The sequence below is a fragment of the Limnohabitans sp. Hippo3 genome (assembly GCF_003063665.1).
GTDB lineage: Bacteria > Pseudomonadota > Gammaproteobacteria > Burkholderiales > Burkholderiaceae_C > Limnohabitans_A.
This window is the reverse complement of record NZ_NESF01000001.1, coordinates 713,181-735,405: the sequence shown is the minus strand read 5'-3', so window position 1 is coordinate 735,405 and position 22,225 is coordinate 713,181. Positions and strand designations below refer to the sequence as shown.

Annotated in this window: 19 protein-coding genes and 1 tRNA gene; 15 read left to right on the top strand and 5 right to left on the bottom strand. The window is 61.7% G+C overall.

Annotated elements, in window-relative coordinates:
• Positions 1–46: 46 nt before the first annotated feature.
• Both B9Z34_RS03385 and B9Z34_RS03380 read right to left on the bottom strand, forming a co-directional pair.
• Complete coding sequence (locus tag B9Z34_RS03385) at positions 47–262, bottom strand: hypothetical protein (RefSeq protein ID WP_108426660.1); 216 nt, start codon at positions 260–262, stop codon at positions 47–49.
• Between the two features lie 71 nt (positions 263–333).
• Positions 334–957: a VRR-NUC domain-containing protein gene (locus B9Z34_RS03380; protein WP_158268696.1), complete on the bottom strand. Its 624-nt coding sequence runs from the start codon at positions 955–957 to the stop codon at positions 334–336.
• Positions 958–1,527: 570 nt separating this feature from the next.
• Here B9Z34_RS03380 and B9Z34_RS14685 point away from each other — a divergent pair.
• Together B9Z34_RS14685 and B9Z34_RS03365 are read left to right on the top strand one after the other, a co-directional pair.
• Entirely contained in the window at positions 1,528–1,974 is a 447-nt protein-coding gene (locus tag B9Z34_RS14685) for an ATP/GTP-binding protein (protein WP_233249386.1), read from the top strand.
• A gap of 115 nt (positions 1,975–2,089) precedes the next feature.
• Entirely contained in the window at positions 2,090–2,632 is a 543-nt protein-coding gene (locus tag B9Z34_RS03365) for a macro domain-containing protein (protein ID WP_158268695.1), read from the top strand.
• Here B9Z34_RS03365 and B9Z34_RS03360 read toward each other — a convergent pair.
• Together B9Z34_RS03360 and B9Z34_RS03355 are read right to left on the bottom strand one after the other, a co-directional pair.
• The gene (locus B9Z34_RS03360; protein ID WP_108426656.1) at positions 2,618–3,580 is read right to left on the bottom strand and encodes a YafY family protein; all 963 of its coding nucleotides are present in this window, start codon (positions 3,578–3,580) and stop codon (positions 2,618–2,620) included. The two genes, B9Z34_RS03365 and B9Z34_RS03360, sit on opposite strands and share 15 nt — an antisense overlap.
• Positions 3,581–3,761: 181 nt before the next feature.
• Positions 3,762–3,953 (bottom strand): hypothetical protein, encoded by a 192-nt coding sequence (locus B9Z34_RS03355; RefSeq protein ID WP_108426655.1) that lies wholly within the window; start codon positions 3,951–3,953, stop codon positions 3,762–3,764.
• A 318-nt stretch (positions 3,954–4,271) separates the two neighbouring features.
• On the opposite strand from B9Z34_RS03355, the gene recC reads away from it, so the two are divergent.
• The 3 genes from recC to recD are packed head-to-tail and all read left to right on the top strand — an operon-like array spanning position 4,272 to position 13,686.
• Positions 4,272–7,919 carry an exodeoxyribonuclease V subunit gamma gene (recC, locus tag B9Z34_RS03350; RefSeq protein ID WP_233249385.1) on the top strand — a complete coding sequence of 1,216 codons (3,648 nt, stop codon included), beginning with the start codon at positions 4,272–4,274 and terminating at the stop codon, positions 7,917–7,919.
• Positions 7,916–11,566 carry an exodeoxyribonuclease V subunit beta gene (gene recB / locus B9Z34_RS03340; protein ID WP_108426654.1) on the top strand — a complete coding sequence of 1,217 codons (3,651 nt, stop codon included), beginning with the start codon at positions 7,916–7,918 and terminating at the stop codon, positions 11,564–11,566. The genes recC and recB overlap by 4 nt, the downstream gene beginning before the upstream one ends.
• Complete coding sequence (recD, locus tag B9Z34_RS03335) at positions 11,563–13,686, top strand: exodeoxyribonuclease V subunit alpha (protein ID WP_108426653.1); 2,124 nt, start codon at positions 11,563–11,565, stop codon at positions 13,684–13,686. Before recB ends, recD begins: the two co-directional genes overlap by 4 nt.
• Positions 13,687–13,743: 57 nt before the next feature.
• Here the strand turns inward: recD and B9Z34_RS03330 are convergent, their stop codons facing one another.
• The gene (locus B9Z34_RS03330; protein ID WP_108426652.1) at positions 13,744–14,016 is read right to left on the bottom strand and encodes a hypothetical protein; all 273 of its coding nucleotides are present in this window, start codon (positions 14,014–14,016) and stop codon (positions 13,744–13,746) included.
• A gap of 101 nt (positions 14,017–14,117) precedes the next feature.
• Here B9Z34_RS03330 and B9Z34_RS03325 point away from each other — a divergent pair, with 101 nt between their 5' ends.
• The 10 genes from B9Z34_RS03325 to B9Z34_RS03280 all read left to right on the top strand — a co-directional run bounded on the left by B9Z34_RS03325 (position 14,118) and on the right by B9Z34_RS03280 (position 22,224).
• Positions 14,118–15,302, top strand: a complete 1,185-nt coding sequence (locus B9Z34_RS03325) for a pyridoxal phosphate-dependent aminotransferase (RefSeq protein ID WP_255417444.1) — start codon at positions 14,118–14,120, stop codon at positions 15,300–15,302.
• Between the two features lie 293 nt (positions 15,303–15,595).
• Positions 15,596–15,862 (top strand): 30S ribosomal protein S15, encoded by a 267-nt coding sequence (rpsO, locus tag B9Z34_RS03320; RefSeq protein WP_019428565.1) that lies wholly within the window; start codon positions 15,596–15,598, stop codon positions 15,860–15,862.
• 209 nt (positions 15,863–16,071) lie between these two features.
• A complete protein-coding gene (gene pnp, locus B9Z34_RS03315; protein WP_108426650.1) occupies positions 16,072–18,177 on the top strand; it encodes a polyribonucleotide nucleotidyltransferase in 2,106 nt (701 codons plus the stop codon).
• Between the two features lie 51 nt (positions 18,178–18,228).
• Positions 18,229–19,239, top strand: a complete 1,011-nt coding sequence (locus B9Z34_RS03310) for an NAD(P)H-quinone oxidoreductase (protein ID WP_108426649.1) — start codon at positions 18,229–18,231, stop codon at positions 19,237–19,239.
• A gap of 5 nt (positions 19,240–19,244) precedes the next feature.
• Positions 19,245–19,991, top strand: coding sequence for a triose-phosphate isomerase (gene tpiA, locus B9Z34_RS03305; RefSeq protein ID WP_108426648.1), 747 nt, complete (start codon positions 19,245–19,247; stop codon positions 19,989–19,991).
• A 43-nt stretch (positions 19,992–20,034) separates the two neighbouring features.
• Positions 20,035–20,427 carry a preprotein translocase subunit SecG gene (gene secG, locus B9Z34_RS03300; protein WP_108426647.1) on the top strand — a complete coding sequence of 131 codons (393 nt, stop codon included), beginning with the start codon at positions 20,035–20,037 and terminating at the stop codon, positions 20,425–20,427.
• A 143-nt stretch (positions 20,428–20,570) separates the two neighbouring features.
• Positions 20,571–20,655 (top strand) — tRNA-Leu (locus B9Z34_RS03295).
• 65 nt (positions 20,656–20,720) lie between these two features.
• The gene (locus tag B9Z34_RS03290) at positions 20,721–21,080 is read left to right on the top strand and encodes an NADH-quinone oxidoreductase subunit A (protein ID WP_108426646.1); all 360 of its coding nucleotides are present in this window, start codon (positions 20,721–20,723) and stop codon (positions 21,078–21,080) included.
• Positions 21,081–21,124: 44 nt separating this feature from the next.
• On the top strand, positions 21,125–21,604 hold the full coding sequence (locus tag B9Z34_RS03285; RefSeq protein WP_019428571.1) for an NADH-quinone oxidoreductase subunit B family protein: 480 nt from the start codon (positions 21,125–21,127) through the stop codon (positions 21,602–21,604).
• 11 nt (positions 21,605–21,615) lie between these two features.
• Positions 21,616–22,224, top strand: a complete 609-nt coding sequence (locus B9Z34_RS03280; protein ID WP_108426645.1) for an NADH-quinone oxidoreductase subunit C — start codon at positions 21,616–21,618, stop codon at positions 22,222–22,224.
• The last annotated feature ends 1 nt before the right edge of the window (position 22,225 follow it).

Sequence of the window (22,225 nt, the reverse complement as noted above, 5' to 3'; positions counted from 1 at the left end):
CTCAAAGCGAAATTGGCAGTTTCGGATTTCCAGCGACATGGGGCATTCACTTTTTGTCAGCGCCCTTGGCAAGCGCCTGCACTTGATCCACCAGTGCGGCCAGCCCGCTGTCAGCCCCCGCTGAACGCTTGATCTGTGCAGCCACCGACTGGATCGCATCCATCAGTTCCGGCGATACCGCTGCCGCTTCACCAGCATTTGCAGCTTGGTTGGTGATGTTCTTCGCCATCGAAATGATTTCGTCTACGGATTTTTTGCTCATGTTCTACCTTTGTGAAAGTGGACGGAGGTTGCCCGGATCTAGGCTCAGTGCATGACCCATGGCACTGTTCTTTATTTCAGTGTCGAAGCGCGTTCCTTCAAGCGCAGCACCCTGGCGTGCAAGCCCAGGCCGTTGAGAAAGGCAATTTCATCCAACTGGACTTGGGATACCGGCTCCTCGGGTTTTTTGACTTCTACAAATCTTGCGATGGCCGGTTTGCCTGTCGTCAGATGTATGGCGTAGACAAACAAGTCAGGCACCCCCGATAAACCAGCGTGTGCTGCTGACAGATGCTTATTCAGAATCGCTTGCAGACGACTGGGGCCGCATACAGCAAACAGCGTGTGCAAGGCCTCGGGCGCAGGTAATGCCAGGAACGCCTGTCGCAATGCAGGTCGCTTACGCGCAATGGCTTGGGTCAGCTCAGCCAGTGACATGCTGCACAACTGTTTGGCGTTCTGGCCCAATGCCTTCGACACGGCACGCCAGATGGTCGCACTCAGCCTGGTGCCATAAAACCTGTACCCATCAAAACGCCTTTGTCGCCATCGGCGGAGCACCACAGTCTCTGGCACCGCCGACAACGTGCCCTGACCCTTGGGGTCGACCAGGTAATACACGCGGTTGCCCCGAGATTCACGCCCATGAACGATGTGGCTGATGCGCAAAGAGGGTTTGACTTCGGTTTCTTTCATCTCGGGTCCAATGAGTGCTGTTCCTTTTTTAGAAGAACACAAATCTGGGCACTTTGTCAAAAATGACATAAATGACCCAGAGACCCAAGTCTCTGAATCCTCGCGGTCAATGCCATTGAGGCACTGTATTCATGCACAGGGCTCAAGGCTCAGGGCGAGAGCTTTCATGCCCATACGATCCATTTGTCGAAAAAGGATTCAGCATGCTCCCCGGACCCATTCTTCTGTACCGTTGCACCTCCTGCGATGGCTTGTTTTCTCGCCGAACCCTCAGTTCAGGTAACACGCTGGGTGCGCAATACCGCTCTGACGGTCAAATGAAAGCCCGCATGTTGCCGCAGACACCGCCGTTGGTGGTCTGCCCACATTGCCATGAGCTGTTTTGCATGGCGGGTGCACAGCCTGCCATCTCATACAGAAACTATTTCCCTGGTTTCGGCTTTGTAGAAAAGCCCACGCCTGAGGCTTTGGCCAGCAAGAAAGCTCAAGAAGCATTGGCCGAGCAATACCGGGACGTTCCTCGTTATGAATTGGCAACCCGCAGCCAGTGCACCCAGTACGTCCACGGTCATGACATCAGTGCCCACCCAGAACAGTTGCGCCTGTATGCATGGCACCGCGTCAACGATGCTGGAGTCGGCCAACATTGCCAAAGCCTATGTCGAGGCCAGCGGCACTGATGCTGATCATGCCAAAGGCATTCTGGACAAATACAGCAAACAGTTCACCTTGTCGATTGAGGACTTTGGCAACCAGGTCAATGAATGGCTGTCTGGTCCTTTGCTGTGGGATGAGCCTGAATCCAACTTGAATCCGAAGTTGATGAGGCAGTTGGTCGAGGTGCTGCTCGAACTATCACGAAATGGCCAGCAAATCATTCTCGCGACACACGATTACGTGCTGCTCAAGTGGTTCGACCTGCTGATGGACAAAGGTAAGGGTGATCAGGTGCGGTTCCATGTGCTGTCCCGCGATAGGGCTACAGGCCATGTGCGCCGCGACAGCATGGACGACTAAGGGCACGTTCAACGCGCTGATTTACTTGCACCGCTATCGAGGAGTCTTCGTTAGGCGAGGCTCATGTCTTGAGCCTTTGAAGGCTCATTATTCGCTTCTTCAAAGGAGCAAAAACATGAAGATCGAAGTCATCGTTGGCAACATCGTCAAACAACCCGACATGGAGGCTGTGGTCAACAGTGCCAATGCCAATCTGCGGCTGGGCTCGGGCGTGGCGGGGGCGATCCATACCGCCGCAGGCCCCAAGCTGGAGGAGTATTGCAAGCCTTTCGCACCCTTGGCTTTTGGTGCTTACCTGGTCACGCCGGGGTTCAAGTTGCCCAATCTGTGGGTGATCCATGTGCGAGCGGCTTCGTACACCAACCACGATGATGCACCCCAAATTTTGGAGCAGGCCATAGAAGCTGCACTCAAAGCAGCCCACCAGAATGACATTCGAGCCTTGGCGTTGCCCGCCATTGGCACAGGCGTGTTCGCTTTCCCGCCTGAGTTGGCGGCACAGATCACCGCCAAGGTGTTTTGTGCCGCATCAGCGCTGGCGCCGCACCTGCAGTGCATTCGGGTGTGCGTGGCCAGTGAATTTTTGCGTGATGTCTATGTGGCTGCCCTGGAGGCCCAAGGTCTGAGCGTCGCGCAGGCAGCGTCAGCGCCCGTATAACTGCCCCATCTTTTGAATTTCAGCCTGCACTTGTTCGCGCAAGCGGGCTGGGGCAAGCACTTCCACATCGGCCCCAAAGCGCAGGATGTCGCCAAGCAGCTCTCTTTCATCGGCATAGGGCACCACAAGTTCGTAACGTCCATCGGCCAAGCGCACACTTTTTTGCTCGGGGTGCCAGATTTCGTGTTCAACCCATGCGGCCCGTGCTTTCGAAAACCGCATTTGTGCCCAGGCTTTTGGGGTGCCACCAAAAATACCGTAGCCGCCATCGAGCTGTTGGCGCATGGCGATCAGGTCAATGTCTTTGCTGGGCTTGTCGAGCAGGGTGGCTCGGGTTATCGCGTCTACAGAAAAGCTGCGCAAGCCACCACGCAGGTGGCACCAGGCGTCCACGTACCAGTTGTCCCGGTAGTGCACCAATTGTTGGGGCGAAATATCCCGCAGCACGGTTTCGCCGTTTTGGCGATTGATGTGCTCGACCTGAACCTGCTTGCGCTCCAGCGTCGCTTTAGCCAGGGTCTCAAAGCTGGTCAGGGGCAGGCGACGTTTGCCCGCATGGACGGCGCGGACCCTCTGTGTCAGGGTGGCGGCATCCAGCCCTTGGCTGGCCAGCATGTCGTCCAGCCGTTTTTGAAAGGGTTTGAGCTTGGGGCCGAGCAAGCCGGGTTCGAGCTGCACGATCATGCTTTGGATGGTCATGAGGGCCAGCATTTCGTCTTGGCTGAACCACATGCCCGGCAGTTCGGTGCTGTCTGTTTGTTCGAGCCGGTAGCCGCCCAGGTCGCGGTCGAACACGATGGGGGTGTGCAGCTGGTCCCGCAACTTGGCGATGTCGCGCTTGAAGGTGGCCAGCGAGATTTCGAGCTTGTTGAGGATGTCTTCTCGGCTCATGACTCGGCGTGAGCTGAGCAAGGTCTTATATTGGTAGAGTCGGTCGATTTCAGACATGGCGGGCTCAAAAACGGCGGGTCAGTGTATCCCCATGTGCCAAGTCCTCAGGGCAACCCCCGCGCCGTGTCATTGGCTGCACAAAAGGCTAACTTGCGTGAAGCCATGTATTCCACCTTGTCATGACGAACACGCATCTCGAGCGTGGGGTCAATCTTGAGCAGCGCAAATAACCAAGCGATCAGGCCACTTTGTCGGCCGATGATTTCGACGTAAACACCGTCATCACGTGGGCTGGGGCTGGCAAAGAACTTTTAAAGAACTTTTTAACGACCAAGGCCCCGCTTTTGTTGGCAACGAGGTTGCCCGCCAGCAGAACAACGAGGACAACGGCGATGACGATGAGCCAATGCCAAATGCTGAATGAATCCATGGTGACTCCTGAAAATCGAAATGAGAAAAAAGCGGGGATGCGAATCGGTTTGAGAATAGCAGAGCAATTATCGATTTTGTAAAGGATGGGTATGTTCAAGAACTTTTAGCCCTGCTCTCAGGTCGGGCAAGGTTGCCCCCAAAGCCCGTGCCCAAAGGTGTGGATAAGTCCATGAACAACTGTGCCGGGGCGCATCCTGACTGGCTTGGACGGATGTGCTTAAAAAATCAGCAGTCACAGGCTCGCGCCTTGAGCCTGCGTGGGGCTAGATTGCGGATATTCTTGACGCTTTCGTTCTCCGCTCCTTTTCCCGCCTGCATGCCCATTCCTGCCATTTCGCCTGGCTTCATCGCCCTGCACAGCCACCGCTCCGAGGTGCTGGCCGACACCCTCACGGCTTGGCTGCGTGCGCACCCTTTGCAGCCGCTCGAGAGCGAAGTGGTGCTGGTGCAGAGCAACGGCATGGCCGAGTGGATCAAGATCGAACTCGCCCGTCAAGGTGGGGTGTGTGCGGCCACGCGGGTGGAGCTGCCCTCGCGCTTTTTGTGGCGCACCTACCGGCAGGTGCTGGGCACGCAGAACGTGCCGCCCGATTCGCCGCTCGACAAACTGCCCATGACCTGGCGGCTGATGGCTTTGTTGCCTGGCTGTTTGCAAGACCCGGTGTTCAAACCCGTGGCGGGTTTTTTGCGCGGCGACGAACCCGACCGGTTGCTGCAATTGACCAGCCGACTGGCCGACCTGTTTGACCAGTACCAGATTTACCGCCCCGACTGGCTGCAAGACTGGGCCGCAGGGCGCAACCTGCTGCGCAAGGCTGTTGGGCACGATGCGCTGGGCGATGACCAACTCTGGCAAGCCGAGTTGTGGCGGCGCGTGCTCGCCACTTTGGACGAGACCCAGCGCCAGGCCACCCGCCCGGCGCTGCATGCGCGGGCGCTGGCGCTGGCGCACCTGCAGTCGGGCCAGCCGCTGGCCAGCCCCGTGGCGCGGCGCGTGTCGGTGTTTGGCATGAGCCACATGCCCGGGCAGCTGCTGGAGATGCTGGCTGCCTTGGCTGCGCACAGTCAGGTGCTGCTGGCCGTGCCCAACCCGTGCCAGTACCACTGGGGCGACATCATCGACGGGCGCGAATGGCTGCAGGCCGAGCGCCGCCGTCACGCCTATCGGGGCGAGGCGTTGGCAGGCATGCCGCTGGCGCAGATGCACCTGCACGCGCCGACGCTCTTGGCCGCCTGGGGGCGGCAGGGGCGCGATTTCATCCGCCAACTCGATGCGTTTGACGATGTGCGTGCGGCGTTGACGCTCACACAGCTGAACCGCCTGGACTTTTTTGACGATGTGCCCGGCGAAGACCACACACGCCTGCTGGCGCAGCTGCAGCGGCGCATCCGCGACCTGGAGCCGTCGAGCGGGGGCACCCCAGTCCAGCCTTTGCGCAAGGACGACCGTTCGGTCAGGTTCAGTGTGGCGCACAGCCCGGTGCGCGAACTCGAAGTGCTGCACGACCAGTTGCTGCAGTGGTTCCACACGCCGCCGGGCGATCAACCACTGTCGCCGCGCGACGTGGTTGTCATGGTGCCCGACATCGAAACCATGGCCCCTGCGATCCGCGCCGTGTTTGGCCAATACAAGCGCAGCGATGCGCGTTTCATTCCGTACGACATTGCCGACCTGGGTGCGCAGGCCATCAGCCCGCTGATCCACGCGGTCGAATGGTTACTGGCCCTGCCGCAGCAGCGCAGCCGCATGAGCGAGCTGGTCGAGCTGTTCGAAGTGCCCGCGCTCGCGGCCCGCTTTGGCTTGAAGGATGAAGACTTGCCCACGCTCACGCGCTGGATGGCGGGCTCGGGCATCCGCTGGGGCCTGTCGGCGCAGCACCGTGCGGGTCTGGGCCTGGGCGTGTGCGGCGACGACAACTCGGCGCTGTTTGGCGTGCAGCGCATGCTGATGGGCTATGCCTGCGGGGCCGATCCGGTGGACGATGACCTGGCATTGGGCGTGTCGCCTTACTTTGAGGTGGGCGGGCTGGACGCCGAACTGGCTGGGTCGTTGGCGCACCTGCTGCAGGCGCTGATCGACTGGTGGCAAACCTGCACACAATGCGCCACGCCCGCGCAGTGGGCTGAGCGTTGCCGCGCCATGCTGGCGGCCCTGTTCAAGCCGCGTGACGACAACGACCGCAATGCGCTGGCCGCGCTCGACCAGGCGCTCAGCGACTGGGTGCGCGCCTGCGACGAAGCGGGCTTTGCCGAGGCCGTGCCCTTGGCCGTGGCCCGATCGGCTTGGCTCGAAGCTTTGAAGGCACCCCGGCTGGAGCAACGCTTCAGGGCAGGGGGCGTGACGTTTTGCACACTCATGCCGATGCGGGCCATCCCCTTCCAGGCGGTGTGCCTGCTGGGTATGAACGACGGCGATTACCCGCGCCGCAGCCCACGTGCCGACTTTGACCTGATGGGCCTGCCCGGTATGACGCGCCCGGGCGACCGCTCGCGCCGCGACGACGACCGTCAGCTCATGCTCGAAGCGCTCTTGTCGGCGCGGCAGGTGCTGTACGTGAGCTGGAGCGGCCGCAGCGTACGCAACAACAGCGAACAACCGCCTTCGGTGCTGGTCTCTCAGCTGCGTGACGAGATCGACTTGCTCTTTGGCAAAGACACCGCCAAGAACTTGACCACGGTGCACCCGCTGCAACCCTTCAGCCGCGCTTACTTTGAAGCGGGCAGTGGGCTGCAGACCTATGCCAAGGAGTGGCGGGCGGCGCAAATGGATCTTCAGCGGGAGGCCACCCCTGCAGCCGAACGCCCCTCTGCTTTGGCCTCATCAGACATTCGCGAGCAGGGGCTCGCTCCCACAGAAAACGCAGCCAGTGCCTTGGGTGGGAGGTCGCCCCTGCGGCCGAATGCTTGCGGACCCGAAGCAGATATTCACGAGCAGGGGCTCGCTCCCACGGGGTATGCAGGCTTGTTGCCGGTATTGGAGTCCGCCAACGGCGTGCCCGTCATCACCTTGCTGCAACTGGCCCGCTTCCTGCGCAAACCTGTGGGTGCGTTTTTCAGAGAGCGGCTGCAGGTGCATTTGGATGACGAACGCAGCGAGCTTCACGACGAAGAACTGTTTGGCCTGGGCGGGCTGGACTTGTACCAGTTGCTCGACCATGAACTACAGCACGTGCCCTCAGATTTGAGTGCAGACGAACTGCCCCGCCATGTGACGCGTGTGGTGCAGCACTTGCGTGAGGCCGGGGCTTTGCCGCTGGCGGGGGTGGGCACGCTCGAAGCCCAAAAGCTCACCCACATCCTGCAGACCCAGCTGGCCGCCGCACTGCGCGAGCGCGCGGATTACCCCGATGCGGCCGAGCGCGTGCTGGTTGATCAGACGCACCCGCAGGTGTGCTTGCAGGATGCGCTGGGCGGCGTACTGGCGGGTGAGGGCGGGCAAATGCTCTTGAGCCTGCGCGCCAACAAGCTGGTCAGCATTTCCAAAGCGGGCAAGGCCACCGCATTGCCTGAAAAACTCATCGACATCTGGCTGCAGTCGCTGGCCGTTGCCGCCATGGACCAGCCATGCAAGTGCGTGGTGGTGGGCCGCAACGCCGCGGTGCGGGCAGAACCGCAAGACCCTGAAGCCGCTCGCGCCCAGTTGCAGACCCTGCTGGCCACCTGGGCCGAGGGCATGCGCTGGCCGCTGCCCTTGCCACCCGGTGTGGCTTTGCAGTGGCTCAGGGACAAAGAAAACACCAACGCACTGGCCGATGCCTACGAGGGCAGCGAGTTCAAAAGCGCAGAAAAAGACAAAGACCCGGCGCTGGCCCGCACCTACTCGACGGTGGAGGACTTGCTGACCACGGGCGCACTCGACCGGTTGGCGCAGGCGGTGTACGCGCCGCTCAAGGCTTGGGCTGCGCAGGCGCAAGTCGAGGTCTTGCCAGATGCGTTTGAGGACGACGAAGGGGAAGACGCATGAGCACCGCACACGCCCTCAACCCCCACAGCTTTCCGCTGCGCGGCAGCCACCTGATCGAGGCGAGCGCAGGCACGGGCAAGACCTGGACGATTGCTGCCCTGTATGTGCGTCTGGTGCTGGGCCACGGCAGCGAAGGCAGCGCACCCGTGCGCCCCATGCTGCCGCAAGACGTGCTGGTGATGACCTTCACCCGCGCCGCCACCCGCGAGCTGTCGGACCGCATCCGCGCCCGCCTGACCGAGGCGGCGCAGGTGTTCCGAGGCATCGCCGAAACGGACGATCCTTTTCTAAACCAGCTTTGCAGCGAATACCCCGAAGGCGAGCCCCGCGAACAGGCCGCCTACCGCTTGGCGCTGGCCGCGCAGGCCATGGACGACGCGGCCGTTTACACCATCGACGCCTGGTGCCAGCGCATGCTGCGCGAGCATGCCTTTGACAGCGGCAGCCTGTTTGAAGAGCAGCTGGTTGGTGACGAAGCCGCGCTGCGGCTGGAGGCCGTGCAGGACTACTGGCGTCAGCAGCTCTACCCCATGGCCACACCGCTGGTGGCGCAGGTGCAGCGCGTCTGGCGCGACGTGCCCGCGCTCGATCAGGACATGCGTGCGCTGATGGCGGTGCCGCTGGCTAACCCTGCGCCCGGTACGCTGGCGCAGGTCTTCGGCGCGGCGTTGGCCGAGCGCGATGCGCAACTGGCGGCGCTCAAGCAGGGGTGGGTTGAAAAGGCCGACAACTTGTTGGGCTGGATTGAGGGGCAACTGGCAGTCAAGAAACATGGCTGGAACGGGAGCTTGTTGCAGGTGGGCCGTTCTCAAAAGTGGCTTGAATCGCTGAAGTCCTGGGCTCAAAGCGATGGCGATTTCAAGGCGCTGAAAGACGCGATGGGCAAAGGCTGGAACCGCTTTACCCCCGAGGGTCTTCTGGAGTGCCGCAAAGACGGCGATGTGGTGGATTTGCCGCCAGAAAGCCAGGCTTATGCGCAACTGTTGGCAGAGCTGCAAGCTTTGCCCGACTCCGCAAAAGCCGCCCGCCTGCACGCCCGCACCCATGTGCTGGAGCGCATGGCCGAGCTCAAGCGGCGCAGTGGCCTGTTCGGTTTTGCCGACATGCTCCAGCGCCTCGATGTGGCGCTGGCCGACCGTGAATCGGGCGAGCGCCTTGCGCAGCGCCTGCGCGAGCAGTTCCCGGTGGCGATCATTGACGAGTTCCAGGACACCTCGCCGCTGCAGTTCCGCATCTTTGACCGCATCTACCGCACGGCCGAGAACCGGCAAGATGCTGCGCTGCTGCTGATTGGGGACCCCAAGCAATCGATTTACGGTTTTCGCGGGGCTGACATCCACAGCTATCTGGCCGCACGCATCGCCACCGCTGGCCGCCACCATGTGCTGGCCACCAATTACCGCTCGACTCAGGCGGTGGTCGATGTGGTCAACCGCTGGTTTGAAATCCCCAAAGACGCCTTTGGCTATCAGCGTGGCGACGAGGATCCCTTGCCTTTCCAGCCCGTCAAAGCCAAGGGCCGCAGTGAAGTGTTCACCACCCGCGAAGGCGTTGTGCAGGCCATGACCGTGGTGCATGACGCCACACTGCGCAGCCCGCGCGATGCGCTCTCGCACCTGTCAGCCCTCTGCGCCGAGCAGATCGTGGCCTGGCTGAGCGATCCGCAGGCTCGCTTTGCCACGGCCGACAAGGGCGATCAACCTCTGCAACCCAAAGACATCGCCGTGTTGGTGCGCACAGGCAAAGAGGCCGCTGCCGTGCGCGAGGCCTTGCGTGCGCGGGGCGTGGCCTCGGTTTATTTGTCGGACCGCGACTCGGTGTTTGCCAGCGACGAAGCCCGTGACCTGTGCCTGTGGCTGCGCGGCGTGGCCGAGCCGCAAGACATGCGCCGCGTGCGTGCCGCTTTAGGCACGCGCACGGTGGGCTTGTCGCTGGCCGAGCTGTACGAGCTGGCCACGCAAGATGAGTTGCTGGACCAACGCGCCGAGCAGATGCGCGAGTTGCGCGGGGTCTGGCAAGTGCAGGGGGTGCTGGCCATGCTGCGCCAGTCGCTGCATGTGCTGCAACTGGCCGGGCGCTGGCGCGGCCAGAGCGACGGCGAACGCCGCCTGACGAATGTGCTGCACCTGGCCGAACTGCTGCAGACCGCCAGCAGCCAACTCGACGGTGAGCAGGCCCTGATCCGCTGGCTGGCCCAGCAGATCGACGAGGTGAACGCGGGTAGCGCTGGCGACAGCGAAGAGCAGACCGTGCGCCTGGAGAGCGACGAAGACCTGGTCAAGGTCATTACCATCCACGCCAGCAAGGGCCTGGAGTACCCGGTCGTGTGCCTGCCCTTTGCGCACAGCCACCGCATGCTGGAAGCCCACAAAACCCCGGTGCTGCAACTGGACGGAGGGGAGGGCGAGCGGGTCTGGACGCTGGACTTTGACAAAGACGACACCAAGGTTGCAGACCACGACCGCCTGCGCGAAGACCTGCGCCTGTGGTACGTGGCCCTCACGCGGGCGCGGCATGCGCTGTGGGTGGGCTGGAGCCCGGTCAATCGGCAGGGTGGAAAGTCATGTGTGAACCACCAGAGCGCGGCAGGCCATTTGCTGGGTGGCGGTTTGGAGTTCGAGGCTGCCGACTGGTTGCCCAAGCTGCAAGCGCTGGAAAAAGATGCAGATGAGCAGCGCTTGTCGGTGCAACTGGTGAGCGCGAGCGCCGAGGTGCCACTCACCGTCTGGCAGCGGCCTGCCCACACCAGCGAACTGCGTGACGCGCTGAGCTGCACCGCCCGCATCGACAAGTCGTGGACGATCGCGAGCTTCTCGCGTCTGACGCGGGACCTGTCTTCGCAAACGGTGTTGCACATGGCCACGCCGCGCCCGGCCGACGACGAGCCGCCCGTGGACGCGCAGGCGCTGCCTAAGCAGGCTGGCCCACAAGCCCCCTGGCACCGCTTTGCCAAAGGCCCGAGCGCTGGCAACTTTTTGCATGACCAGCTCGAATGGCTGGCCGCCGATGGTTTCGTGCTCGACGGACCCAAGGCCGAGCGCCTGAAAAAGCGCTGCGACAACGCAGGCTACAAAGCTCAAGCCGACGAGGTGGTGCAGTGGCTCACCCGTGTGGTGGCGCAGCCCCTGCGTGGGCCCGGTAGCCCGCTCAATGCGCTGGGCACCTTGCTGCCCGAGATGGAGTTCTGGCTGCCCGCCGAGCGGCTGCATGCCCGCGAGGTGGATGCGCTGTGCCAGCAGCACCTGCTGCCTGGCGTGAGCCGCCCCCAACTGCCCGACGCGCAGCTGCACGGGATGCTGATGGGTTTTGCCGATCTGGTGTTCGAGCACGAAGGTCGTTACTGGGTGCTCGACTACAAATCCAACCACCTGGGCGCAGACGACGCCGCCTACACACCGCAGGCTTTGGCCGAGGCCATGGCGCACCACCGCTACGAGGTGCAGGCCGCGCTCTACATGCTGGCGCTGCACCGCCTGCTGCGCGCCCGCTTAGGAAGTGCCTACAACCCAGCGCAGCAACTGGGCGGCGCGGTGTACCTGTTCTTGCGTGGCATTGACGGGCCTGTGGGCGGCTGCTGCACCTTGCCTGCGCCGCTCGAATTGCTCGATGGTCTGGACGCCATGCTCAATGCCGAGGTGAAAGCATGAGTTTCAAAAAGCCCTCCCGCAGGGTGTCTGTTCCCGTCACCCAAATGGACTGGCTCAACGACTTGCCCGCCCAAGGCTTGAGCGCTGCGCAAACGCTGCAATGGCTGCAGCTGTGGACCGAGCAAGGCCTGCTGCGCCAAATCGACAGTGCCCTTGCAGCGCAATTGCTGCGGCTCGATGGCCAAGCCAGCCCCGCGCTGCTGGTGGCGGCGGCCATGCTTGCGCAAATGGAAGGGCGGGGCCACACCTGCTTGCCGCTGGCCGACCTGTCCGCACCCCCTGTGGCGCTGCTGGGCTGGCCCGCCTTGGCGGTGGAGGGGCCGCAAGGCTTGCGAGCCCTGTGGGCGCACCTGCCCGCCACGTTGCCCGACTGGCAAGCGGCTCTGCAAGGGGCGACATCCTCCAAGGCCTGCGTGCGCCACAGCGACCCGCCCGACCAGGGCCAGCCGCTGGTGCTGGGCGGCAGCGCTGATGCACCGCTCTTGTACCTGCGCCGTTATGCGGGCTATGAAAAGCGTGTGGGCCAAGGCCTGCTGCAACGGGCCAGCGAACCCTTGCCAGTGCCCGAGGCGGCGGCACGCCGCTGGCTGGACCGTTTTTTTGTGCCCAACGCCGAGGCGCCTGCCGAGATCAACTGGCAAAAGGTGGCCTGCGCCGTGGCGCTGCGTGAGCGTTTGTCGGTCATCACGGGCGGACCGGGCACGGGCAAGACCTACACCGCAGCCCGTTTGCTGGCCTTGCTGCTGGCGCTGCACGAGGATGGCAGCCCGCTGCGTGTGGCCTTGGCCGCACCCACGGGCAAGGCGGCGGCGCGGCTCAAGCAATCCATCGACAACGCACTGACCAGTTTGCAAGATCAGGTGCCAGAGGGCAGCGGCCTCGACTTGAACACGCTGATCGCCCGCATGGGCCTGGCGCGCACGCTGCATTCGCTGCTGGGTGCGCGGCCCGACACGCGCCAGTTCAGGCACCACGCGGCCCACCCGCTCGATGTGGACGTGCTGATCGTGGACGAAGCCTCGATGGTGCATTTGGAAATGATGGACGCGCTGCTGCAGGCGCTGCCCGCCACGGCGCGGCTGGTGCTGCTGGGCGACAAGGACCAGCTGGCTTCGGTCGAGGCGGGGGCGGTTCTGGGCGATTTGTGCCGCGACGCCGCTGCAGGCCGCTACAGCGCAGCCACCGCGCAGTTCGTGCAGACCGTGGCAGGGCAGACCTTGCCTGCCCAATACCTGTCTGCAGGCGCTGCGCCCTTGCTTGCTCAACAAACCGTGATGCTGCGCCAAAGCCGCCGATTTAAAGGTGCCATCGGTCAGCTGGCCCTCGCGGTCAATCGGGGCGACGCCACTGCCGCCCGCGCCACTCTTCTGCCTTTTGTGGGAGCGAGCCCCCGCTCGCGAATGCCCGCCGAAGCCGCCAGCCCCAACCAAGCCAGCGCTTTGCTCGCCCTGCAACCCTCAAACCCTCAGGCCGTTTGCGCTTTGGCGCTTGGCGCATCTGAAAAACCGTCTTACGGCCATTACCTGCGTCTCATGCAACAGGGTCCCGCGGGGGAGGGGACGGAAACGCACGCAGTTTGGGTGCGGAGCGTGCTCAAGGCTTTCGAGCGTTTTCGCATTCTGTGTGCGGTGCATCAGGGCGACTGGGGCACCCAAGAACTCAATGCCGCTGTGCAAAAGGCACTGGCCGACCAGGGCCTGCTCAAAGTCACGGGCGAGTGGTTTGCTGGGCGGCCCGTCATGGTCACCCGCAACGATGCGCAGCTGGGCGTTTTCAACGGCGATGTCGGCGTGGTGCTGCCTAATACCGAGGGCCAACTCAAGGTCTGGTTCCTGGATGGCGAGGCCTTGCGCTCGGTCAGCGTGATGCGCCTGCCCCATGTCGAAACCGCTTTTGTGATGACCGTGCACAAGAGCCAGGGCTCAGAATTCGAGCACACCGTGCTGGTGCTGCCGCCCGGCGGTGCCGAAGTCTTGAGCCGGGAGTTGGTCTACACGGGCATCACGCGGGCGAAGGAGCAATTCACCTTGATCGAAGCCGAAGCGGGCTTGCTGGAAGGCGCCATCCACCGCCCCAGCGTGCGGGCCAGTGGCCTGGCGCAGTGGTGGACGCTGGTCTGAGTGGGAGCGAGCCCCTGCTCGCGAATGGTGGCATGCACCAGTACTCGCTTGGGCTTCTTAACTGGCAAACCCCTCGCAAGCGCCCGCATTGGCTTTGCCGCGACACTCGCGCAGCAGCCGTTTGTCGCGCTCGGCCTTGCTCTCGCCTGTGCCGGGGTTGACAGGCGGTTTGGGCGCTTTGGCCTGTTTGGGTTTTTTGGCCTTCGCGGGCTTTTCTGCGGCCGTGACGGCGGTGAAGTTGTCTCCAGCATGGCTGGCTGGCGCAATGGTCAACAAGCCAAACCCGAAGCCCACGCTGGTGAGCGCAGTCATCCAATGCCGTGTGTTCATGGCGGTCTCCCTGTCTGTTGTTGTGCCGATCATCATAGGCAAGCGCAACAGTTGTGCAAGGGGTGACACCTGCAGGGCAGGTCAGCCGTTACGATGGATGCATGAACCCAAACACCCCTCCTTTCATGCGCCAGGCCGTCATGGACCTGGAAGAGTCCCGCATCCGCGAAGTGGCCAACGCGGGCATGGGCCGCCCTGATGTGCTGGCCTTCTGGTTTGGCGAGTCCGACGAGGTCACGCCCGACATCGTGCGCCAGGCGGCCATCGATTCGATGCAAATAGGCGAGACCTTTTATTCGCACAATTTGGGCCTGCCCGAGCTGCGCCAGGCGGTATCCGACTACATGTCGGCCCTGCATGGATCCATTGGCGTGGAGCGCCTCGCCATCACCTCGGGCGGCGTGAACGCCTTGATGCTGGCCGCGCAAGCCCTGATCGACGCAGGCGATGAGGTGGTCGCCGTCACGCCCGTCTGGCCCAACCTGACGGCGCAGGCTTTGGTGATGGGCGCGAATTTGAAATGTGTGTCGCTGCGCCCGGTGGGTGGCCAGTGGCAGCTCGACATGGCCGCGCTCAAAGCCGCGATCACGCCCGCCACGCGCATGCTCATCGTCAACTCGCCCAACAACCCCACAGGCTGGACACTCAGCCGGGCCGAGCAGGCCGAGATATTGGCGCATTGCCGCAGCACCGGCACCTGGGTGCTGGCCGACGAGGTGTACGAGCGCCTGTATTACGAAACCGACACGGCCAACGGCTGTGCGCCGTCTTTTCTGGATGTGGCCGAGCCGGATGACCGCCTTGTCGTGGTGCACAGCTTTTCCAAGAGCTTTTTGATGACCGGCTGGCGTCTGGGCTGGCTGGTCATGCCCGCGGCCATGACACCCCACATGGGCAAACTGATCGAGTTCAACACCTCGTGCGCCTCGGTGTTCACTCAAAAAGCGGGTGTGGTGGCGCTGCAAAATACGGCCGACATCACGCCCCGCGTGGTGGCGCACCTCAAAGCCTGTCGCGACACCCTCGTGCCGCTGTTGCAAGCCGTGCCGGGTGTTCAGTTGGCCCCGGCCAAGGGCGGCATGTACGCATTTTTCAAGCTCGATGGGCATCCTGACGCGGTGGCTACGGCTAAGCGCCTGGTGGCCGAGGCCGGTTTGGGCCTGGCCCCCGGCGAAGCCTTTGCCCCCGAAGCGGCAGGTTGGCTGCGCTGGTGCTTTGCCTCCAAAGACCTGGCCAGGTTGAACCAAGGCGTGGAACGGCTCAAAGCTTGGTTGGCCAAGAATTAATCGGGATCTGACCCCAATTAAAGCAACGTGACCGCAATGAACGCTTGTCATACCCGCGAATGCGGGTATCCATGCTTTTCAATCGGGTGCGTGCCGCCTTTTGGGGGCTCCAAAGGCACGGCATGGCCGACCGTCAACGGGGCTGAAGGTCATCAAAGTGCCCTCATTCGGGCTATAATCCGCCTGTTTTGCGATTTGCAAAGCGCACGCCATCCGCTTTTCCGGCAGGTGGCGCAAGTCATTAACCCGCTGAAATTCGTCACTGAACGCCAGCGAAACAACAAGGAAATACCATGATCGCATCTTCGATCAAGGCCGAGGTCGTCAAGGCCAACGCACGTGCTGCCAACGACACTGGCTCCCCCGAAGTCCAAGTCGCTTTGCTGACTGCTCGCATCAACGAGCTGACTCCCCACTTCAAAACACACGCCAAAGACCATCACGGTCGCCGTGGCCTGCTGCGCATGGTGAGCCGTCGCCGCAAGCTGTTGGACTACCTCAAGTCCCGTGATGCTGACCGTTACGTTGCGCTGATCGCCAAGCTTGGCCTGCGTAAATAATCGTCTCTCCAGATGAAAAGCGCCTGAGTTAGTTCACTAGCTCAGGCGCTTTATTCTTTTTTTAGTCGGAATTTGTCAGGGCGATCTCGCGCTGTGTCATTCCACAAGGCTTTCAAATCAAGGTTTTGTGGAATGGCATCGAGTTCAGAGCGTCAACTTCCGGGCCCACAGTGCAGCCTCATGCGCTTTTGTTTTCAGGAGTTCTGAACATGTCCATTTTTAATAAAGTCACCAAAACCTTCCAGTGGGGCCAGCACACGGTCAAGATGGAAACCGGCGAAGTCGCTCGCCAAGCGGGCGGCGCTGTGCTGCTCGACATGGAAGGCACCGTGGTGCTGGCCACCGTCGTGGGTTCCAAGATCGCCAAGGCCGGTCAAGATTTCTTTCCGCTGACGGTCGATTACATCGAGAAGACCTACGCCGCAGGCAAGATCCCAGGCAGCTTCTTCAAGCGCGAAGCCAAGCCCAGCGAGCACGAAACCCTGACCAGCCGCCTGATCGACCGCCCGATCCGTCCCCTGTTCCCTGAAGGTTTCTACAACGACGTGCATGTGGTCATCCACACCGTGTCTTTGAACCCTGAAGTTGACGCCGACATCGCCGCGATGATCGCCGTGTCTGCTGCTTTGTCCATCTCGGGCATCCCGTTCAACGGCCCCATCGGCGCCGCACGCGTGGGTTACATCAACGGCGAGTACGTCCTGAACCCTGGTCAGACCCAGCGCAAAGACAGCGCGATGGACCTCGTGGTGGCCGGTACCGAAGCCGCTGTGCTGATGGTCGAATCCGAAGCCCTGCAACTGTCCGAAGAAATCATGCTGGGTGCTGTGGTGTACGGCCACGAGCAAAGCCAGACCGCCATCAACGCCATCCACGAGCTGGTGCGCGAAGCTGGTAAGCCCGTGTGGGACTGGCAAGCGCCTGCCCGCGACACCGCTTTTGAAGCCAAACTGGCTTCCTTGGCCGAAGAAAAACTGCGCGCTGCCTACCAGATCCGCAACAAGCAAGCCCGCACACACGCATGCCGTGAAGCCTATGCGTCGGTCAAAGTCGCTTTGGCCGAAGAGGGTGTGGCGTTTGACCCCGTCAAGCTCGACAACCTGCTGTTCGAAATCGAAGCGCGCATCGTGCGCAGCCAGATTTTGGCGGGTGAGCCCCGCATTGACGGCCGCGACACACGCACTGTGCGCCCCATCGAAATCCGCAACAGCGTGCTGCCCCGCACACACGGCTCGGCCTTGTTCACACGTGGCGAAACCCAGGCGTTGGTCATCACCACCTTGGGCACTGAGCGCGACGCTCAGCGCATCGACGCGTTGGCGGGCGAGTTCGAAGACCGCTTCATGTTCCACTACAACATGCCTCCCTTTGCCACGGGCGAAGTGGGCCGCATGGGTTCGACCAAGCGCCGCGAAATCGGCCACGGCCGTCTGGCCAAGCGTGCTTTGGCTGCTGTACTGCCGACCAAAGAAGAGTTCCCCTACACCCTGCGTGTGGTGTCCGAGATCACCGAATCCAACGGCTCTTCGTCCATGGCTTCGGTCTGCGGCGGCTGCTTGTCGATGATGGACGCTGGCGTGCCGATGAAAGCCCACGTGGCCGGTATCGCCATGGGCCTGATCAAGGAAGACAACCGCTTTGCAGTGTTGACTGACATCTTGGGTGACGAAGACCACCTGGGCGACATGGACTTCAAAGTGGCCGGTACCACCAACGGCATCACCGCACTCCAGATGGATATCAAGATCCAGGGCATCACCAAGGAAATCATGCAAGTCGCTTTGGCCCAGGCCAAAGAAGCGCGCATGCACATTCTGGGCAAGATGCAAGAAGCGATGAGCGAAGCCAACACCGAAGTGTCCGATTTCGCGCCCAAGCTCTTCACCATGAAGATCAACCCTGAGAAGATCCGTGACGTGATCGGTAAGGGCGGCGCCACCATCCGCGCCCTGACCGAAGAAACCGGCTGCCAGATCAACATCGAGGAAGACGGCACCATCACCATCGCGGCCACCGACGGCGAGAAGGCCGACATCGCCAAGAAGCGCATCGAGCAGATCACGGCCGAAGTCGAAATCGGCAAGGTCTATGAAGGCCCAGTCACCAAGATTCTGGACTTCGGTGCCTTGATCAACCTGTTGCCCGGTAAAGACGGTCTGTTGCACATCAGCCAGATCGCCCACGAGCGCGTTGAAAAAGTGACCGACTACCTGAGCGAAGGCCAGATCGTCAAGGTCAAGGTCATGGAAACCGACGAAAAAGGCCGCATCAAGCTGTCGATGAAGGCTTTGTTGGACCGTCCAGCTCAGGGCTAAACAGCGCTGCTTCGGGTGGTCTTCGATCACCCGACATTGCGTGGATTCACCATGAACGTCATTGAAATCCAAAGCTACGGCGCCCCCGAGGTGCTGGTGCCAGGCTCCCGTCCCGACCCTGTGGCCGGGGCAGGGGAGTTGTTGATTCGCGTGTCGGCCAGCGGCATCAACCGCCCCGATGTGCTGCAGCGCACCGGCAACTACCCCGTACCACCGGGTGCCTCCGACATTCCCGGCCTCGAAGTGGCGGGTGTGGTGGTGTCGGGTGATGCTGCGGCCATGGCCGAAGCGGGCTTGGCCGTGGGTGACCGCGTGTGCGCCTTGGTGGCGGGCGGTGGTTATGCGCAGCTGTGCGTGGCCCCGGTGGCGCAGTGTTTGCCAGTGCCCAAGGGCCTGACGGACACCGAAGCCGCCTCGCTGCCCGAGACCTTCTTCACGGTCTGGAGCAATGTGTTTGACCGCGGGCGTTTGCAAGCGGGTGAGATCTTGTTGATCCAGGGCGGCACCAGCGGCATCGGGGTCACAGCCATTCAGATGGCCAAGGCCGCGGGTGCGACGGTGATCGCCACGGCGGGTTCTGACGACAAATGCCAGGCTTGTCTGGCCTTGGGTGCAGACCACGCCATCAATTACAAAACCACCGATTTCGTGGCCGAGGCCAAGCGCCTGACGGGCGGCGTGGGTGTGAACGTGATTTTGGACATGGTTGCAGGCGACTATGTGGCGCGTGAAGTCGAGGCCCTGGCCGAAGACGGCCGCTTGGTCATCATCGCGGTGCAAGGCGGTATCCAAAGCGCGTTCAATGCAGGCTTGGTCTTGCGTCGCCGTTTGACCATCACCGGTTCGACCTTGCGTCCACGGCCTGTGGCTTTCAAGGCGGCCATTGCTCGGTCTTTGCACCAAACCGTTTGGCCCTGGATCGAGTCAGGCTGCATCAAGCCGGTCATCCACAGCGTGTTTGGCGCGGTGGAGGCGGGTGGTGGTCTGCCCTCGGGCGCGGCGCAAGCCCATGCCCTGATGGAGACCAACCAGCATGTGGGCAAGTTGGTGGTGACCTGGTGACGACGATGGCAGCCAAGTTGATGGTCGGCAACTGGAAGATGAATGGCAGCCTCGCTGCCAACGCTTCTTTGTTGTCCGAAGTGTTGGCGGGCATGGGCGGCAAGACTTGCCGTGCGGCGGTGTGTGTGCCTGCGCCATATTTGGCGCAAGCGCAAGCCTTGTTGGCCGGATCGGCCCTGGCTCTGGGTGCACAAGATGTGTCTGCCCACGAAGCAGGCGCTTACACGGGTGAGGTGTCGGCCGACATGTTGCGTGACTTTGCGGTGCGCTACTGCATCGTGGGTCACTCGGAGCGCCGTCAATACCACGGCGAATCGGATGTGACCGTGGCCAGCAAAGTCCAGCGCGCATTGGCGGCGGGCATCACCCCCATCGTGTGCGTGGGCGAGAGTCTGGCCGAGCGCGATGCGGGTCAAACCGAAGCGGTGGTCAAGCGACAATTGGCAGCGGTCATTCACACCAACGGCCATTGCATCAGCGAAATCGTCGTGGCCTATGAGCCGGTTTGGGCGATTGGCACCGGATTGACGGCGACCCCTGAGCAAGCGCAACACGTGCACGCGGTTTTGCGGGCACAGTTGCAAGCGGCCAGCGCGCATGCGGACCGTGTATCGATTTTGTACGGCGGCAGCATGAATGCCGCCAACGCTGCCGATTTGCTGGCCCAGCCCGATGTGGATGGCGGTTTGATCGGTGGTGCGGCGCTGAAGGCGTCCGAGTTTTTGACCATGTTGAAGGCCGCTTCGCGCTGAGCTTTCAATCCCCTGTTTTTTTTAGATTGTTCGGAGAATCCTGATGAGCGTGATGTTGACTTTGATTTTGGTGGTCCAGATGTTGTCGGCACTGGCCATGATTGGTCTGATCCTGATCCAGCACGGCAAGGGCGCTGACATGGGTGCAGCTTTTGGCAGCGGTGGTTCGGGCAGTTTGTTTGGTGCAACAGGCGGGGCCAACTTTCTGTCGCGCACCACGGCGGTGTTGGCGGCGGTGTTCTTTGTGTGCACATTGGCCTTGGCTTATTTCAGCAACGCGCGTCCCGCCGCACCTTCGGGCAGCGTGCTCGAGGGCGCCGCAGTGACGGCCCCCGCGCCAGCAACGCCTGTGGACAGCAGCACTGCTGCTCAAATTCCGGGCAACACGCCCACCGCCAAGCCTGACAACAGCGTGCCACCGGCACCCGCCAAGTAAGCTGCCGTTCAGCTTTGCTGCTCTGCACAATTTTCCCGGTTTTTGAAAGGAAATGGCGCGCTTTTCAGAGTAAACTACGGGATTGTCCGGAGAGCTAAATGTGCCACTTGGCGCGCCTCATGCAACTCGGGCAAATGTATCCAGCCGTCGTGGTGAAATTGGTAGACACGCTATCTTGAGGGGGTAGTGGCGAAAGCTGTGCGAGTTCGAGTCTCGCCGACGGCACCAGACAAACAGAAAAGCCCAAGCCGACAGGCTTGGGTGTTTCATTCGGTGATACCGTCAGTCTCAAGATGAACCTCGAACAATACCTCCCCATTCTCTTGTTCATTTTGGTCGGCATTGCTGTCGGCATCATTCCCCAGGTTTTGGGCTACATCCTTGGCCCCAACCGACCTGACGCGGAAAAAAACTCCCCCTATGAATGCGGCTTCGAAGCCTTTGAAGACGCCCGCATGAAGTTCGATGTGCGCTACTACCTGGTGGCCATCCTGTTCATCTTGTTCGATCTGGAAATCGCGTTCCTGTTCCCTTGGGCTGTAGCCCTCAAGGAAGTGGGCATGGCCGGCTTCGTGGCTGTGGTGATTTTTCTGGCCATTCTGGTCGTGGGCTTTGTCTACGAATGGAAAAAAGGCGCTCTGGACTGGGAATGAACATTCGCACTGACGGCAACATTCAGCTTGCTTAAGGACAAAAAATGATTGAAGGCGTGATGAAAGAGGGCTTCATCACCACGAGTTACGACTCGGTGGTGAATTGGGCCAAAACCGGCTCGCTCTGGCCCATGACATTTGGTCTGGCTTGCTGTGCGGTCGAGATGATGCATTCGGCCACAGCCCGCTATGACCTGGCCCGCTTTGGTGCCGAGGTGTTCCGCGCCAGTCCACGCCAAGCCGACTTGATGATCGTGGCCGGCACCCTGTGCAACAAGATGGCGCCTGCCCTGCGCAAGGTTTACGACCAGATGTCCGAGCCACGTTGGGTGATCTCTATGGGTTCATGTGCCAATGGTGGTGGTTACTACCACTACAGCTACTCGGTGGTGCGCGGTTGCGACCGCATCGTGCCGGTGGATGTGTATGTGCCGGGCTGCCCCCCCACAGCCGAAGCGCTGATCTACGGCATCATCCAGCTGCAGCAGAAAATCCGCCGCACGCACACCATCGCGCGCGCTTGAAGGGAATGACGATGACTCATTTTGCCATTCGCCCTGAAGACCTTCAAGACACCCTGGCAGCGGCCTTGGGTGACCGTGTTCAGAACATTTCCATCGCTTTGGGTGAAGTGACTGTGCATGTGAGTGCTCAGCATTACCTGGGCGTCATGCAAACCTTGCGCGATGCGCCGGGCTGCCAATTTGAACAACTGATTGACTTGGCGGGTGTGGACTATTCCACTTACCGCGAAGTGGGCACCGACGGTCCCCGTTTCGGCGTGACCGTGCACTTGCTGTCGGTGAGTCTGAACCAGCGTGTGCGCGTCAAAGTGCTGTGCCCCGACGACGACCTGCCTTTGGTCGACTCGCTCAACGCGATCTGGAACTCGGCCAACTGGTATGAGCGCGAAGCGTTTGACCTGTACGGCATCGTGTTCGAAGGCCACAACGACCTGCGCCGCATCCTGACCGACTACGGTTTCATCGGTCACCCCTTCCGCAAGGACTTCCCGCTGTCGGGTCACGTTGAAATGCGCTACGACGCCGAGCGTCAGCGCGTGATTTACGAGCCGGTGAGCATCGAGCCTCGTGAAATCACGCCACGCATCATCCGTGAAGAACACTACGGAGGCCTGAACTGAT

What these genes read in the sequence shown, in the direction of transcription:
- B9Z34_RS03385 (WP_108426660.1), bottom strand. Translation starts at nt 262, where the DNA reads ATGAGCAAAAAATCCGTAGACGAAATCATTTCGATGGCGAAGAACATC.
- B9Z34_RS03380 (WP_158268696.1), bottom strand. Translation starts at nt 957, where the DNA reads ATGAAAGAAACCGAAGTCAAACCCTCTTTGCGCATCAGCCACATCGTT.
- B9Z34_RS14685 (WP_233249386.1), top strand. Translation starts at nt 1,528, where the DNA reads ATGACATCAGTGCCCACCCAGAACAGTTGCGCCTGTATGCATGGCACC.
- B9Z34_RS03365 (WP_158268695.1), top strand. Translation starts at nt 2,090, where the DNA reads ATGAAGATCGAAGTCATCGTTGGCAACATCGTCAAACAACCCGACATG.
- B9Z34_RS03360 (WP_108426656.1), bottom strand. Translation starts at nt 3,580, where the DNA reads ATGTCTGAAATCGACCGACTCTACCAATATAAGACCTTGCTCAGCTCA.
- B9Z34_RS03355 (WP_108426655.1), bottom strand. Translation starts at nt 3,953, where the DNA reads ATGGATTCATTCAGCATTTGGCATTGGCTCATCGTCATCGCCGTTGTC.
- recC (WP_233249385.1), top strand. Translation starts at nt 4,272, where the DNA reads ATGCCCATTCCTGCCATTTCGCCTGGCTTCATCGCCCTGCACAGCCAC.
- recB (WP_108426654.1), top strand. Translation starts at nt 7,916, where the DNA reads ATGAGCACCGCACACGCCCTCAACCCCCACAGCTTTCCGCTGCGCGGC.
- recD (WP_108426653.1), top strand. Translation starts at nt 11,563, where the DNA reads ATGAGTTTCAAAAAGCCCTCCCGCAGGGTGTCTGTTCCCGTCACCCAA.
- B9Z34_RS03330 (WP_108426652.1), bottom strand. Translation starts at nt 14,016, where the DNA reads ATGAACACACGGCATTGGATGACTGCGCTCACCAGCGTGGGCTTCGGG.
- B9Z34_RS03325 (WP_255417444.1), top strand. Translation starts at nt 14,118, where the DNA reads ATGAACCCAAACACCCCTCCTTTCATGCGCCAGGCCGTCATGGACCTG.
- rpsO (WP_019428565.1), top strand. Translation starts at nt 15,596, where the DNA reads ATGATCGCATCTTCGATCAAGGCCGAGGTCGTCAAGGCCAACGCACGT.
- pnp (WP_108426650.1), top strand. Translation starts at nt 16,072, where the DNA reads ATGTCCATTTTTAATAAAGTCACCAAAACCTTCCAGTGGGGCCAGCAC.
- B9Z34_RS03310 (WP_108426649.1), top strand. Translation starts at nt 18,229, where the DNA reads ATGAACGTCATTGAAATCCAAAGCTACGGCGCCCCCGAGGTGCTGGTG.
- tpiA (WP_108426648.1), top strand. Translation starts at nt 19,245, where the DNA reads ATGGCAGCCAAGTTGATGGTCGGCAACTGGAAGATGAATGGCAGCCTC.
- secG (WP_108426647.1), top strand. Translation starts at nt 20,035, where the DNA reads ATGAGCGTGATGTTGACTTTGATTTTGGTGGTCCAGATGTTGTCGGCA.
- B9Z34_RS03290 (WP_108426646.1), top strand. Translation starts at nt 20,721, where the DNA reads ATGAACCTCGAACAATACCTCCCCATTCTCTTGTTCATTTTGGTCGGC.
- B9Z34_RS03285 (WP_019428571.1), top strand. Translation starts at nt 21,125, where the DNA reads ATGATTGAAGGCGTGATGAAAGAGGGCTTCATCACCACGAGTTACGAC.
- B9Z34_RS03280 (WP_108426645.1), top strand. Translation starts at nt 21,616, where the DNA reads ATGACTCATTTTGCCATTCGCCCTGAAGACCTTCAAGACACCCTGGCA.